Here is a 14871-nt window from a genome sequence, read left to right on the forward strand (position 1 = left end):
GCCAAATTGCTGTCGGTACGGCGCTGCGTCCATCGGCTTCGCTCTCCTACATCGATTCGAGCAGCAGCGTGACACCAGTGGCTCCCATGTCAGACGAGATTGGTTGCCGTTGCGGACGTCGCAATCCTCAAACGGGAGCGAACTGCGCCCTGAAAGCAAGGGTGTCGGGAGTCTGCACTGGTGATCACTACCATATTGCGCAGACACTAAGCCCTTGTGTCGAAATTTCAGAGGTGATGTCATGGACCTTCGTCAGTTCCGCTACTTTCTAACAATCGCAGAAGAAGGAAGTGTCGCAGCGGCGTCTCGTCGGCTGCATATAGCGCAGCCGGCGCTGTCGCGACACATGCACGCGCTGGAAGAGCAGATCGGGACGGAGCTATTCGTGCGCAATACGAGGGGGGTCACGCTGACGGACGCGGGCGTAGAGCTCATCGCGTGTGCGACTCGCGTTCTAGACTCTGTTCGCGATCTAACAGACAGAATGGCAAGCTTCAAAATGGGGCTGTCGGGTGAGTTGCATGTTGGAGTTGTCAGTAACTATAGTTGGCTACCCATTGTGCGGAAGATATTCGATAAGCTGGCGGACGTTGGCCCTGGGCTGACGATCCATCTTGGGCCTCAGATGTCAGTGGAGCAACTGGAAAATCTCCGTCTGGGGCAACTCGATGTCGGCATTCTGACATGGCGCCCGAAACTTGACCCCGGATTTGAAGGGTTTACCGTCTTCCGCGACCGATGGGCGGTCGCCGTGCCAAGGTCTATCGCGTCGCGGTATGCACCGGATAGGGCACATCCCTTGCGTGATTTCTGTCGGGAGCCGTTCATGATGTTCCCGCGAGAATGTTCTCCGTCATCGTTTGACGCCGTGTCGAACCTCTTTCACGGTGCCTCATTTCGGCCGACAATTAAACACACCGTAGCAGATATGTCGACCATGTTGGGTCTGGTTATTGCTGGCCTCGGGTGTGCAATCGTACCGGAGTCCTACAGAAAACATGTGTCGGATGATGTGACAGTGTATTCCCTGACGGATGCAGGGACTGAATTCGAGCTGGAGATTGTCTGGAGGCGAGATAATTCCAACGTGCTGTTGGCGCGATTCATCGAGGCGGCGCGTGCTGCCATGTCGGAAGACGATGAGTCCGATTAGAGACGGTCCTGTGAAGACCGCTTGTTTCGCTGCAAGATTTTTCCGTAGGCCATACGGAAGCCGAGTTAGAGGAACGTATCGTGTATGTCGGCGTGCGCTTCGAAACGAATATAGACACCGGACGTGGCGCATGTGTGGTCACCGTCCCGGCACATCTTTCCACGGCCGCTGCTGGGAGGCTTCCCCTGTCGAGAACCACACGAATCGGCGACGAGACGACTGCCACGCGCGAGGAGTCATCTGGTTGGCCGCCCGTCGTCTTGTATTCTCTCAGGTTCGCCGACACCCGCCGTCGATTCATGCCAGTCATGTGCTCGGCTCGGCTTCAGTGATGATTGGCCTCGGTCAACTCCGTGGCCAAACAGTGCTGCTCCGAGTCGTGCTTCCGAATGAATTCACGCACACGCGGATAGATCACGTTGCGCCAGGTTCTGCCCGAGAAGACGCCATAGTGCCCGCAATTCGGCGCCGTAAAATGGATCTTGCGTGCCTCGGGAATGCCGACGCACAGCGCGTGAGCGGCTTCGGTCTGGCCACTGCCTGAGATGTCGTCCAGGTCACCCTCGACCGTATGCAGGGCGGTCGACATGATGTCCTGTGGGCGCACCGGGTTTCCGTCGATTTCCCAGATTCCCTTGGCAAGACGGAATTCCTGGAAGACCTCGCGAATTGTTTGCAGGTAATACGCCGCATCCATATCCAACACAGCATTGTACTCATCGTAGAAGCGGACATGAGCCTCCGCCTTGTCGGCGTCACCGGCGACAAGACTGCGGTAGTACTCGTAGTGTGAAGTCAGATGCCGATTCGGATTCATCGCCACAAATCCCCCGTGTTGCAGGAAGCCCGGATAAACCTTGCGCCCATGCCCCGGATAGTTCTTGGGCACTGTATAGATGACATTGTCCCTGAACCATTGGAAGCTCTTCCTGACTGCCAGCGAGTTGACCGCGGTCGGGCTCCTCTGCGCGTCGATTGGTCCGCCCATCATCGTCATTGTCCGTGGTGTCTTCTCATGCGCCGAAGCGAGCAGTGAGATCGCTGCGAGAACTGGAACTGTCGATTGGCAAATCGAAATGACATGGAGCCTATCTGCGCCGACGTGGCGAATGAATTCCTGGATGTAGCTGACGTAGTCAGACAAGGAGAAGTCACCTTGAGACGTCGGCACCATGCGCGCATCGACCCAGTCCGTCACGTAGACTTGGTGGTCGGACAGCAAGGTGCTGACGGTGTCGCGTAGCAGCGTGGCATGATGCCCGGACAGCGGTGCGCAGAGGAGCACCACCGGTTCATTCTTCAGTGCCGCAACGATGTTCGCATCGTCCGAGTACCGTTGGAAGCCAATCAAGTTGCAAAATGGTTTACTGATGACAGCTTGCTCGGTCACCGGAATCTCCCGATCATGTGAATAGACAGATCGGATGCCGAACTCCGGTTTTTCATAGGCTTTGCCGAGTCTGTACATCAGCTGGAAACTTGCCGCCGCATGCTGGGCGCCCGGCAACATAGACAGCGGACTCAGCGGATTGACAAAGTTCTGCGCCACCGCCTCGGCCAAAGCCGTCCATGGATGAAGGAGGCCACGCTGCATTTCAAATGAGTGGTAAAGCATGTTCGTCTCTTGATGACTAAATCCAGACCGTGTCAGTCGGATCGCACCTTTACGTAGCGACCTGGTGCAGGTTCGACCGGGGGAAACTTGTCATTGCCTAGCCGGGAAGGTGCCGGTAGCTGCTTGCCTGAATGGTGCCGCACCCATTTGCTCCAGTGAGTCCACCAGCTGCCCGGTATTGCGCTGGCGGTGCTGAGCCACGGGTCAGCGTTTTCTGACAGTTCGCCGCCGGCCCAGTAATTGCGCTTGTTCCTGGAAGCTGGATTGATGACGCCGGCAATGTGACCGCTGGCCCCGAGTACAAACTCGGTCTTGCTGTTGACCAACTGCGTGGTTCATCTCATGCTGACCGAAATATGCGATGTATGGTTATGCCTAACGCGCTCGCGAGGAGGTCGGCATCACCATGGCGTCACCGTCTACGACGACCTTTCCGTTCACGGTGCAGACGGTGGACAGCGACACGCGCCGCTTATCCGGAAACAACTCCTTTATCGATACCGTGGCGTGGACGGTATCGCCTGGCCTGACAGGTGCACGGAATCGCACGTTCTGGCTCAAGTACACGGTCCCGGGGCCGGGTAGGCGGCCGGCGATTGCTGCCGAAATCACGCTGGCGGTCAGCATCCCGTGCGCGATGCGCCCTTCGAACTGCGTGGTGCGTGCAAACTCCTCATTGATATGCATGGCATTGTTGTCGCCCGACGCCGCGGCAAACAAGACGATGTCGGCCTCGGTGATGGTTTTCGCGAAGGTTGCACTCATCCCCGGTTCGAGGTCCTCGTAGTCGTATCCGTTCATCTGGTTCATCGCTTCTCCTTGAAATTGAAGTCCTTGCCGACCTGCATTCAGATGAGAGGTTTCTGAATATCGCAAAGTGCTGCGCCCAAAGCGGTGTGCCCCGCCGGCCTGTAGCCCAGGAATGCGTCTAAGTGTTAGTCGAGCGACGGAATCACTCCGATTGCACTGTGCCGGTGGAAGCTCTAACAAGGTTGTGCCAGATGTCCCAAGCAGTCGCCGGGCTCGACCTGCGCAAACGTGCGTTGACATACCACTAGGCCACCACGCTCAAAGGTGACAGTGGTAGGTGCTGTCCAGAAGTCCGCATTATCATAAATGTGCCCAGCAATCTGACCTTCCTGCACCGTGTCTCCCAATCGGAAGGTCGGGGCGAAAAATCCGGGTCGCCGCGCATACAGAAAGAGACCTGGCTCGTCCATGGAGTATGACTGGGTGCTAACGGGCCGGTCGAGCACTTGTGACGTACCAACATATTGCATCGCGCCGGCCGTGCTTAAAGCACCGATGTGCATAAGAAAGCGCGAGATACAGTGTTCGACCATGCGAAGGCCATCAGGATTGACTGTGGAGCCACCGCCGAACTCTCCACATAAATAGACGGCGCCGTTCTTCGTTGCGTAATTGCCGATCACGCGATCTTCACCACTCAGGGCGCGGTCACCGTCAAAATAGACAATTCGCTCGGGCGCCATCGCAGTGATAATGTCCGAGATCTGTTGCCCAGCCTCGCTCTTGTCCGGAAGTGCCGACAGTACGGTCGGCAGATACTGCAGAGAGCTTCCGCCGGCGTGCACATCAAATACGAAATCGGCAAACGGCAAAAGAACGCGTGTCACGTAGTCGGCGATGACCTCGGTCACGCTGCCATCTTTGCGTCCAGGAAACGTTCGGTTCAGGTTGATTCCGTCGATGGGCGAAACACGTGACGCACCCATGAACGCCGGATAGTTCAAGGCTGGCAGCACGATGATTCTGCCTTGGATTTCCTCAAGGCGAACTTTCTGGACGAACTTGGACAATGCGACCGGACCTTCGTACTCGTCGCCGTGCACTCCGCCAGTGAGCAGAACAGTCGGACCAGTCCCATTCTTTAGGACGGCAATCGGGATGGCAATATGGCCATATGCCGATCTGTGAACAGAATGTGGAACCCGGAGGTGACCGAGTTGGGTGCCATCCACTTCAAAATCTACTGTTGAATCCATTGATGTCGTCTCCAAAGCAATTACTGGTGCGCATCGAAACCGAACGAAGATGCAGTGTCCGAAGAAGAAGTTTCTAGGCTCTTTGGCATTACCTTGACCCGCTATGACCTGGAAAGATTCGGGGAGGCCAGTTGGCAGCCGATGAATGCCGCAAGTCCTGCGACGATCACGTAGAACGCCGGCGCCAGGCTATTCCCTGATGTCTGAATCAACCACGTGGAAATGAACGGTGCGAAGCCGCCGAATAGGGTCACGGCGAAGTTGTAGGCGATTGAGACGCCAATAGACCGGTTGCCGTCCGGAAAAAGGCTCGCGAGTGCGCCACCCGCCGGCCCAGTAAAGGAAGCAATAGCGACGGCAAAGGCGGCCTGTACCACGAGTAGTGTTTCGAAAGATTGGTATTGGACCAGAATGCTCAGAGCCGGATAGACAAGAATCAGGATTGCAAGCGCTCCGGTTCTCAGTAGCTTCAACGCACCATGCTTATCGGCAAGCGACGCGAAGCAGGGCGTTGCAACTACAGCAACCAGCAGGCTCACCGAGTTACTTACAAGTGAGTGGCTCGGAGATATGTGCAGTTGCCTGACGGCATACGTCGGCATGAAAACCAGAAAGAAGTACGTACTGACAGTCCAAAGAATTGTGATGCAGAACCCTCCCAGAGTTTCGCGCGGATGATCCGTCAGGGTGCTCCACGGGGACGGTGGCGCGAGCGTATTGCCCGTGGCGTTGCCGACTTTGCGTTGTTCGAGTATCTCGGCGAATGCAGGGGGCTCTTCCGTCTTATTGCGGATGTACCATCCGACAGGCGCGATGATCAGGCCGAGAACGAACGGTACTCTCCATCCCCATGCCTCGATGGCATCAGCTTCCAGAAGTCCGTTGACGGCAGCCCCAACGAGCGAGCCAATCAGAAGCGCCAACAACTGCGTGATCTGCTGAAAACTCGCAAAGAGGAACTTGCGTTCTCGTGGTGCATACTCGACCAGATAGGAGAGAGCCGATCCCATTTCGCCACCAGCCGAAAAGCCCTGAATTAGTCGAGCGATTACCACGATGATTGGCGCCAGGATACCAACGCTCGAATAGGTCGGCGTGACCACCATGAGGAATGTCCCAAGAACCATGGTAATCACTGTCCAACTGAGTGCGACCCGACGTCCTTGTCGATCTGCGATGGTTCCGAATACCAGCGCCCCGATGGGACGCATCGCGAATCCGACGCCGAAGGTCGCGACACTGAGAAGAAGCGATACAACTTCAGAGTGATTGGGAAAGAACAGTCGCGATATGACCACTGCAAAATAGCCATAGATGGCGAAGTCGTACCACTCGAGCATACATCCCACTGTGGCAGCAATGACAGGACGTGTCGTTTCCCTTGTCGCGGGGGACATTCGGTTGGTGCCGTTCGCGTACGTGCCGTGATGCGTGGCGCTTCTACTTCCTTGAAGAGGTTCCATTGTGCTACCTCGAATAGAAGAGTTTTGATTAGACAAAATTGCAGTCAGATAACAGTGTTCTGAGTGGCAAGCACTGAATCGAATGTATGGATGTCAAAAAACGGTCGCAAATACCGAATTTGTGCTGCAGCTATGCTCGCCTGGCATATGTAGCGCGACGCCGTACCTCGGATCGACCGGAAATATCCGGTTCGCTGCGGACTCGGCCACGGATGGCCGGCTGTGGCGAGTCAGATCTGGCTCATGGGTGCTGCTGGGGTGTGTCCGACTGGATACGAAGGCCATGCCATGAAGACGAGGAAATTTACTGAAGAAAAGATCGCATTTGCACCGAAGCAAGCAGAGCCGTGCACGAAGGTCGAAGAGATCTGTCGCAAGCTCGGAATTAGGGAGGCGATGCTCTACAACTGGAAGAAGAACTTCGGAAGGATGGGAGCTTCTGATTTGCGCCGATTGCAACAATTTGAAGAGGAAAACGCGAAGCTGGGGCGGCCTGCGGTAAACCTGAGTTTGAACAAGGCCATGCTGCAGGACGCAATTGCGGAATAGCTTGTAGCCTGCCCGACGACGCATGTTGATCGATAAATTGAGCGATCGCTATAGAACTAGTTTGACTAAGACCTGAGCATTGTTTGGCATGTCCCGTCCGCTTTATTGGTGCCGCTCGGTAGAGCGTGATTCGTCAGTGCGCTCCTACCCAGCTCCGGTTTGAATTATTCTTTTTTAGTAATGAAGTGAGAGAAATGCGCTTCTTATTCCGATAATAAAGATGGTGAGTTATTGGGCGGGTGTGAATAAATTTTAGTAAGCCTATTTCAGACTCTCCTCAAAAATGCCATCGACGAGGACGAACGCCATTCTGCATGTGGTGCTGGAACGATTTGACCACGCATGATTGGTTCCGAGTTGAACAACGACGTCGCCTGCACGCAGCACGGATTCGCCGTGGTCCAGGATAAGTGTGATTTCGCCGTGAAGTACGATGCCGTAGTCGATTGTTTCCGTTCGATGCATGTTAGGGTGAGGGGACGATGCGGATCCTCGGTGGACATCGCTTCCGCCCATTTTTGCGAAGACCTTCTCGTAGTCATCACTTGGCTGATCAGGCGGGATATCGAGTACCCTCACACGAGTTCCCCCGCGTGGGGGAAGCAGGGTCAGCGACTGCTCAGATGGTTCATCGCCACGTCGATCGATGAACGCCGGTGTTTGTGACGTGTGCCAGACCTCATAGAGGATCAGGCCGTCTTGTCCCAGGTCGTCATAGACGCGTAGCGGTGCCCCGTCCGACACGATGAGCGCCTGATTGGCGATGTCGTGCCCCGTAACCACTCTTCGGAAATTGTGTTTCAAAAGGCCCTCCGGCCGTGTCAGTTCCCGTCAGATATGACGGTTCCGCCGTCAACGATGATATTTTGACCCGTAATGAACCCTGCGCCTTGAGAGGCAAGAAAGAGTGCAGTGGCGGCAATCTCCCATGGTTCGCCGACGCGACGCAGAGGGGTAAGCCCGAGTCGACGTGCCGATGCGTCGGCATTGGAGAGAATTGAAGACGCCCACTCAGTTGAAATGAGCCCGGGCGAGATCGCATTTGCGCGAACGTTTTGCGGACCCCACTCAACGGCGAGATTCCTTGCCAACTGGGCAAGCGCCGCTTTGGTTAGCCCATACAGTCCGACGTTCTTGTTACCTCTGATACCCGCAATGCTTGCTGTGAGGATGATGCTCCCGCCCCCATGATTCGCCATATTCGGCGCAACCATGCCACTGAGAAGACGGGGATGATGCAGATTGATGCGGAACAGTGCGTCAACCTCATCCTGGGTGGCCGCACTCATGGGCCCGGCAGGCCCGGGGATCCCGGCATTGCAGACGAGAACGTCGATCTTCCCGTATTGCCGCAGTGTTCTCGCGACGAGTTCCTCAAGTTCTTCGCACTTTGACACGTCGCATAACAGAGCGCTTGCCTCGGTGCCGCGGGCTTTGAGTTCAGATGCCAGTGCGGTGATCGCCTCGGTCTCGTTGCTGGAGACGACAAGTGTCGCCCCTGCGCCAGCAAAGGCGTCGACCATTGCGCGTCCAATACCTTTCGTTGCCCCCGTCACAAGAACGACCTTGCCTTGCAGACCGAAATATTTCTCGAGTAGCTTCACGACGGCCAGCCTCCTTAAAGCGGAACACGCAGCGCGGCCTGTGCTTCCATCATGATGCGTGTATGCTCGTCCAGCGATCCACCGTTCTGCTCAATTTTTCCCATACGGGCGGACGCCGTGACGACAAGACATGCGCGGTCATACTGGCGACCCGCGTAGGCTGCCAGAGCACCCTCCAGATAGCGTCGACGTTGCAGTTCCTCGGCTAGTACGATCGCCGCTTCAACGGCGATTCCGGCTCCGGAAGCGAGATGTGGTGTCGTGGCGTGAACGGCGTCTCCAAGCAGGACAATTCGCCCCTTGTGCCACGGGGTCGGGATCATATGGCCGGCAAGCGGGCGGTACAAGATGCGGTGGTCTTTCAGGGATCCGTCCAGAAGCCCTTTTCGGAATTCGCCGATTGCCCCGCCGAACTCTTCCAGAAGGTCGGCCAGCATGCGTGGCCATTGATCCGGCGAAATAAAATCCAGATCCGATCGCTTGTCGAGCACGAACAGGTAGCATTTGTCCGCACTGATGGGATTCATGCCGGCCTTGGTCGTTTTCCCCATATATATCGTGGAGTTTTCGCGAACTCGGGGTACGACGGCGCGCCATGATCCTTGCCCGGTGAATTGCGGGCCAGGAAAGTCGGGCAGCACGAATTTGCGAACGGTCGAGTTGACGCCGTCGGCACCGACAACCAGGTCGTAGCGACCGCGCGTGTCGTCCGAGAAAGTGACCGCGACACCTTCGTCATCCTGTACGAGTGATGCGACGGCGACGCCGAGACGAACGTGGGTACCGGCGTCGCGGGTGGCGCTGCCGAGAATCTCGGCAAGCTTGGTGCGCATGATCCCGGCGCCGCCGGGCAGATCTTCGGCTCCGACTGCGGGAGCGATTGGCACCGTCATCTTGACATTGCCATCGCAATCACAGATATCGACGCCGCTCCATGAACCACCCAGTCGAAGCACCTCATCGACGACGCCGACTTCTCGAAGGGCGCGCAGGGTAGGGCCACTGATCGTGATCCCCGCACCATCAGGTGCCCATTGAGGATTGACTTCGACGAGATCGACAAGGACGCCTTGTCTTCTCAGAAGAATGGCTGCGCTCATCCCACCGATTCCGCCGCCGACGATGAGAACCCTGTTGACTAAGGACATGCTGCGTCTCCACTTTATGATTTGATTGGCTTATACGACCGTGCCGCCGAGTTGCTCTGCGAGCCAGTCTGCGATCTGGTTGCCTGCATTCAGGGGGTTATCAAGCGAGCTGTGTTCGACACCGCCTTCGCGAGACGTGAAAATGAACAAGTCTTTTTTCGGGCAATTGGTCAATTGTTCGAATGTCTCGTGGGCGTATTTGAGAGGAATCTGACGGTCGTTCTCGCCGTGCGTGACCAGAAATGGCACGCGAATGCGATCGAGGATGCCATTCAGGTGCATGGCGGACGCCTTCTCGAGGAATTCGCTCATGTCCTTTGCGCCGAACACCCACTGGACATGTTTCCAGTAGTGAGGAACGGGGTTCTCGCCCTCGCGTTTCAACCGCGCTTGTTGAACTTCGCGCCAGTCGTGGTTCGCACCCCAGACAGCGCCGCAGGCGAAACGAGGTTCGAACGCGACAGCGCGAGGGCAGTAGTACCCCCCCAACGACACACCTAGTGCGCCGATACGTTTGGGATCGACTTCCGGCTGGGTCTCCAGCCAGTCCACGATCGGCGTAGCCCAGACTTCCGTGTCGTGGACGGCCGGCAGGCCGTGCAGACGAAGCGCTTCGCCAGTGCCCGGCTGGTCAACGAAAAGGGCGGACAGGCCGCGCCTCGGGAACATCGTCCCCATCGTGCTCATTTGCAGCATCTCCTTGGTCGAATCCAGCCCGTTCATCACGACGACGACTGGCGCACGGGCGCCCGGTACAAGACCTTCGGCACGCACGTAAAGCGCCGAGAGATGCCCGTCCTGGTACGGAATCTCGACCCGAGTACAGTTTTCGCGTGCGAGCGTGCGACCCAGTTCGAAGAGCTCGAGCGAACGCTTATAGATTTCGAGCCTGTTCGCAAATCCGTGCGCTTGCATCCGCTCGGCAATGCCATAGTACAAACCGGCCCGGCCGTACTTTTCACCCGCCGAGAGTGAATGACCTCGCGCGATGTCTTCGTCTGCAAGCGAGACCAGGTTGTCTGCGCCACCCTTCCAGGCTTCATAGAATGCGATGGTTCCCGGATCGTCGCCGGCCAGCGCGGCATCGCGCAGCGGGGCGCACATGGCATCGACCTCACCGATGTTGCCGCCATGCGTGAGGGCAATCATCGTCGAGAGACTCCAGACATAGTTGGTCGGAAAATATTGGAACATGATGTATCGGTATCCTTGTCAATCGAAGATTGTCGGCAGCTCGGCCGATATCCAGACTTTCCCGTTCTCGATCCGCGCCGGCACGCCTGTCAACGACTGGCCGGCGCACGGGCCGGCAAAACAGAAGCCTGTCCGGATATCGAAATGGGCCGAGTGCGCATAGCAGACAATGTGCTTCCCGTCAGCCGACAGGAACCTGTCCTGTCTGTACTCCATCGGTCGGTGTTCGTGCGGGCAGTCATTGAGCCAGACAAACACTTCGCTGCCCTGGCGTATGACACACAGCCTGTCGTCCAGGCCTTCACGGGCAAGACCGCGCGATTCGCCATCCGGGATTTCGTCCAGCGCACAAAGGATGCGCTCGCAGGGGGCAGTCGCCATTTGCCTTACTCGCCTGGAGCCCATTTGTTGCGGGCGTCGAAAAGAAAAATCTGCGAGTTGTCCGAACCAGGATCGCACTCTCGGGGTACCCAGGTTTCGTCATGCAGATCCATGTCCGCATCGAATTCCATCACCGCGCCAAAAGGACTGTTGAAGTACCAGAAATAGTTGCTTCCGAAGATATGGCGGCCGGGCCCCCAGAAGCTCTTGTAGCCTTTCTTCACGAAATTCCAGCCGTGCTGCAGGACTTCGCTCGGCGACCCGAGGTGAAATGTGAAGTGATTGCACCCGATCATGTGATCGTTCTGACTTTCGATCATGAAAAGGGTGTGATGCTCGAGGGTGCCGGCCGGGCGCATGAAGGGGCCGAGATTGCGGAAGCGATCCGTTACGACGAATCCCAGGCGCGAGTAGAACGCCTCCGCCTTCTTCACGTCCTCGACGAAGTAGACGACGTGCGAAAGTGTGCGGGGCTTGATGACCTCGTCCGGATTCGCGGCGCAATCGTTCGGCGCTCGCCCCGGAGGTTGCCCGGGAACGTTGAAGCCAAGGAAGCGAGCCTGGTATTTGTTGCGCCTGGTCACCATGAAAGCCACGCCAAAGCCGGCGTCATCGAGACAGTGAACGGTGCCGTCCGCGTCGACCTGTACGGCGCGCTCCGCCGCGAGGTGAACGCGAATCGTCTCCAGTGCGTCGTCATCCTTCACGCCGTAGACCGTCTCCCGCAGGCTCGGTGTCGCCGCTTTGGGCGGCAGAGGCGGAAGCGCCGGGTCGTCTGACCGGCGCATGACGATGCCGGTGCCGTCGAGCGCCGTGAACAGTCCGCCATTCAGGGGATCGTATTCGGCTTCGTCGAGTCCGTAGTCAAGCAGGTACTCGCGTGCCCCTTCCATGTCATCAATGCCGAAGACGAGGTATTCCAATCCGACGATTTTCATGTTTCGAATCCAGTCAATACGATGTTGCCGGGCGACGGTCAATGAGCCAGCGCCCGGGAGATGAGTTGTTCAACGTTACCGTCGTGGTGCAGTCCGAGCCGTTCGGCGTCTTGCGTCCAGAGTGGCGGATACGCGGCGAAGAGCCGTTCGATGAACGGGTCGGGCGCATAGGTGACGAGCGCTTTTCGGTCGGCGCCGAATCGTGAGGCCAGTGCGTCGACAACCTGGGCGACGGTCAACCGCAGAACAGGCATCTGATAGCTGCGACGACTGTCGAATAATTCGGGATCGACGGTCGCCGCGTGGAGCAGGTTGTCCACGCACGCACCGACCGAAATCCACCACGCGATGCCCGCTGCGGAAACCGGCACGGTGATCGGTTCGCCAGCGGAAAGCTTCCAGAATAGTTGGCTCATGAACGCCGACATCAAGCCGGCGCCGTCACCTGGGCGTGCGACCACACCGGGCAGACGCAACGAGCATCCATTGACCCAGCCGAGACGCGACGCGTCGGCGACAAGCAACTCGCCGATCAGCTTATGTGTGCCGTAACTGAGGGCAGGAGCGGGAAGCGTGCACTCATCGATCGCGGCTGGCAGTTGCTCTCCATAAACCGCGACGGTGCTTGCGAAAACAAATCGCGGAACTCGGGGTTGTCCGCGGAGATCTTCGAGGAGACCAAGCGTGGCGTCCAGATTGATTGTGCGTCCGAGCTCATAGTTCTTTTCGGCTGCTCCGCCGGGAATGCTTGCCAGGTGGAAGACGACATCGACGGTCGTGGCATATGCGGCCGCCCGCATCGAGCGATCGGCGATACTCCCGGCGAGCAGCCGGACTTTGGGTGAATGGTATTGGGCATTGAATGCAACATCGAGCAGCGTAAGCCTGGATATGGATTGCCCCCCCAGTCCGTTTGCCAGCAGACGCTCGACCAACGCCCGCCCGACAAAGCCGTCAGCACCAGTAACGACGACGTGGGTCATTGTCCGTCTCCCGCAAGATGCAGGTGAGTTCCGAAGCGGCTTTGATGGCGCACCTTCATGCCTGTGCTCCGGGCTTGACGAAGCGTTGGTCGATCGCACCAAACACGGTCTGTCCCTGATGGTCGAACATCTCGAAACGCAAGCGTTCCCCAAAGCGAATCCACGGCGTCGTTGACTCGCCATGGTCAAGCGCTTCGATTGCTCGTCTCTCCGCAAGACACGCGGAACCTGCGGTGCGGTAATCGACGTTCGAGAAGGTTCCGGAACCGAGCAGCATGCCCGTGCGCAGGTTGCGGTTGTAAGCGATGTACTCGATCAGTTCATGAAAACCGAAACTCATTTCCCGGCCGTTCGGATGGCCGAAGACTGCGCCATCCCGCTCTACATGCAAGTCCAGATGGACGCGACCGTCACGCCATGCATCGCCCAGCTCATCCGGCGTCACTGCGACGGGAGCGAAGGTCGTCGCAGGCTTTGCAAGGATGAATCCGAAGCCTAGTCCCAGTTCCCGATACAAGTGCTTGCGCATGCTTACGTCATTGAACATCACCAGCAAACGCACATGGTCGAGGGCATCGGCCGCCCGCGTACCCATCGGGGTATCGGCAAGGATGACACCGACCTCGCCTTCAAAGTCGCACTGGTCATCTTCATCGGGGAAGGGATAGTCTTCATGCGGCCCTGCGAAGTCGTCACCCTGGCGTTGAATCAGCACTGGAATCGAAGGATCGTTCTTCTTGTCCGGGTGATATGCCTGGGTCATGATCCGGCCATGGTTGAGGAACGCGGAGGCGTCGATAAACTGATGGGTTCGCGGCAATGGCGCGGTACATGCATGTGGATCGAAGTCGAATGCATCAGCGGCTTCGCCGCGATTGAGCGCCTCGTAAAGCAGTTGCAGTTTCGGTTGCACAGACGGCCATTCGTCCAGAGCCGCCCGCAGCGTGGGCGCGATCGTGGCGGCGCGCACGGCATAGGCGAGATCTCGCGAGACGACGATGAGTTCGCCGTCCGGATGGCCGGTTTTCAATGACGCCAGCTTCATTGTTCCTGTCTCCTTGGTGCGTTATTTCAATGGACGACCGCCGTCTACCGGCAGTACGCATCCTGTCGAGAACCGCATGTCCCGTACTGCGACGAGTACGGCGTGAGCAATTTCCTCGGGTTGCGCAAGGCGCCCAAGCGGTGTGCGGTTTGCCTGATCGTCGCGCCACCCGCTATCCATTGATTTGACGAACTCCGTGTCGACCAGCCCTGGTGAGACAGACAGCACGCGGATGGCAGGTGCAAGTGTCCGCGCGAGCGATTTGGTGAGGTTGTCAATTGCGGCCTTTGATGCGCAGTAGATGACGTTGCTGCCCATGGCGGTCTGCGCGGCGATCGACGAGATATTGACGACGACTCCGCCGCCCACCAGGTCACTCTTTTCGAGCAGCGGCCGCAGCGCTCGTACCATTGCAAACGGACCGCGCACGTTGGTGGCAAGCACGTCGTCGATCAGCGCATCGTCGACTCCCTCGAGGTCATCGTGAGGAACGAACCGCGTCGTGCCTGCGCAGTTCACGAGCACGTCACAGCGGCCGTAACGCGTGGAAACGGTTTCGGCAAGCAGTCGGATTGACGCGCTGTCCGTGACGGGGGCAGCCATCGCGCAGTGTCCCGTGCCATCGAGACTGTCGACGAGCGCATATGCCGCGTCGGCGGAAGTGCGATAGCCGGCGACAACGACGAAGCCGGCGTCCGCAAGTGCGTGACAGATCAGTGCGCCGAGGCCACCGGTTGCGCCGGTGACCACGGCGACAGGCGTCGAGCTGCTGTTGTGGGTCGGGGTCGCCAT

14 protein-coding genes and 1 pseudogene are annotated in these 14871 nt (G+C 57.9%); 2 read left to right on the forward strand and 13 right to left on the reverse strand.

The window, feature by feature from the left end; genetic code table 11:
- Positions 1–241: 241 nt before the first annotated feature.
- The gene (locus AC1Z3W_RS05930) at positions 242–1153 is read left to right on the forward strand and encodes a LysR family transcriptional regulator (RefSeq protein ID WP_483507227.1); all 912 of its coding nucleotides are present in this window, start codon (positions 242–244) and stop codon (positions 1151–1153) included.
- 325 nt (positions 1154–1478) lie between these two features.
- Here the strand turns inward: AC1Z3W_RS05930 and AC1Z3W_RS05935 are convergent, their stop codons facing one another.
- The 4 genes from AC1Z3W_RS05935 to AC1Z3W_RS05950 all read right to left on the reverse strand — a co-directional run bounded on the left by AC1Z3W_RS05935 (position 1479) and on the right by AC1Z3W_RS05950 (position 6237).
- Entirely contained in the window at positions 1479–2768 is a 1290-nt protein-coding gene (locus tag AC1Z3W_RS05935; protein WP_483507228.1) for a polyhydroxyalkanoate depolymerase, read from the reverse strand.
- A 375-nt stretch (positions 2769–3143) separates the two neighbouring features.
- Positions 3144–3578: a MaoC family dehydratase gene (locus AC1Z3W_RS05940; protein ID WP_483507229.1), complete on the reverse strand. Its 435-nt coding sequence runs from the start codon at positions 3576–3578 to the stop codon at positions 3144–3146.
- Positions 3579–3751: 173 nt separating this feature from the next.
- On the reverse strand, positions 3752–4774 hold the full coding sequence (locus AC1Z3W_RS05945) for a succinylglutamate desuccinylase/aspartoacylase family protein (protein ID WP_483507230.1): 1023 nt from the start codon (positions 4772–4774) through the stop codon (positions 3752–3754).
- 101 nt (positions 4775–4875) lie between these two features.
- Positions 4876–6237: an MFS transporter gene (locus AC1Z3W_RS05950; RefSeq protein ID WP_483507231.1), complete on the reverse strand. Its 1362-nt coding sequence runs from the start codon at positions 6235–6237 to the stop codon at positions 4876–4878.
- 288 nt (positions 6238–6525) lie between these two features.
- On the opposite strand from AC1Z3W_RS05950, the pseudogene AC1Z3W_RS05955 reads away from it, so the two are divergent.
- A pseudogene (locus AC1Z3W_RS05955) lies at positions 6526–6777 on the forward strand (transposase); the annotation flags it as partial.
- 270 nt (positions 6778–7047) lie between these two features.
- Here the strand turns inward: AC1Z3W_RS05955 and AC1Z3W_RS05960 are convergent.
- Genes AC1Z3W_RS05960 through AC1Z3W_RS06000 form a run of 9 tightly spaced genes read right to left on the reverse strand, consistent with a single transcriptional unit; the run spans position 7048 to position 14871 of the window.
- Positions 7048–7590, reverse strand: coding sequence for a cupin domain-containing protein (locus AC1Z3W_RS05960; protein ID WP_483507232.1), 543 nt, complete (start codon positions 7588–7590; stop codon positions 7048–7050).
- 17 nt (positions 7591–7607) lie between these two features.
- A complete protein-coding gene (locus AC1Z3W_RS05965) occupies positions 7608–8390 on the reverse strand; it encodes an SDR family NAD(P)-dependent oxidoreductase (protein ID WP_483507233.1) in 783 nt (260 codons plus the stop codon).
- 14 nt (positions 8391–8404) lie between these two features.
- Positions 8405–9538, reverse strand: coding sequence for an FAD-dependent oxidoreductase (locus AC1Z3W_RS05970; RefSeq protein ID WP_483507234.1), 1134 nt, complete (start codon positions 9536–9538; stop codon positions 8405–8407).
- 30 nt (positions 9539–9568) lie between these two features.
- Positions 9569–10732, reverse strand: a complete 1164-nt coding sequence (locus AC1Z3W_RS05975; RefSeq protein WP_483507235.1) for an alpha/beta hydrolase family protein — start codon at positions 10730–10732, stop codon at positions 9569–9571.
- Positions 10733–10750: 18 nt separating this feature from the next.
- Positions 10751–11113, reverse strand: a complete 363-nt coding sequence (locus AC1Z3W_RS05980; RefSeq protein WP_483507236.1) for a Rieske (2Fe-2S) protein — start codon at positions 11111–11113, stop codon at positions 10751–10753.
- 5 nt (positions 11114–11118) lie between these two features.
- Entirely contained in the window at positions 11119–12051 is a 933-nt protein-coding gene (locus AC1Z3W_RS05985; protein ID WP_483507237.1) for a VOC family protein, read from the reverse strand.
- 38 nt (positions 12052–12089) lie between these two features.
- Positions 12090–13034, reverse strand: coding sequence for an NAD-dependent epimerase/dehydratase family protein (locus AC1Z3W_RS05990; protein WP_483507238.1), 945 nt, complete (start codon positions 13032–13034; stop codon positions 12090–12092).
- A gap of 55 nt (positions 13035–13089) precedes the next feature.
- Entirely contained in the window at positions 13090–14079 is a 990-nt protein-coding gene (locus tag AC1Z3W_RS05995; RefSeq protein ID WP_483507239.1) for a fumarylacetoacetate hydrolase family protein, read from the reverse strand.
- Between the two features lie 21 nt (positions 14080–14100).
- Positions 14101–14871 (reverse strand): SDR family NAD(P)-dependent oxidoreductase, encoded by a 771-nt coding sequence (locus AC1Z3W_RS06000; protein ID WP_483507240.1) that lies wholly within the window; start codon positions 14869–14871, stop codon positions 14101–14103.

This window comes from Burkholderia sp. 10_S31 (genome assembly GCF_056930375.1).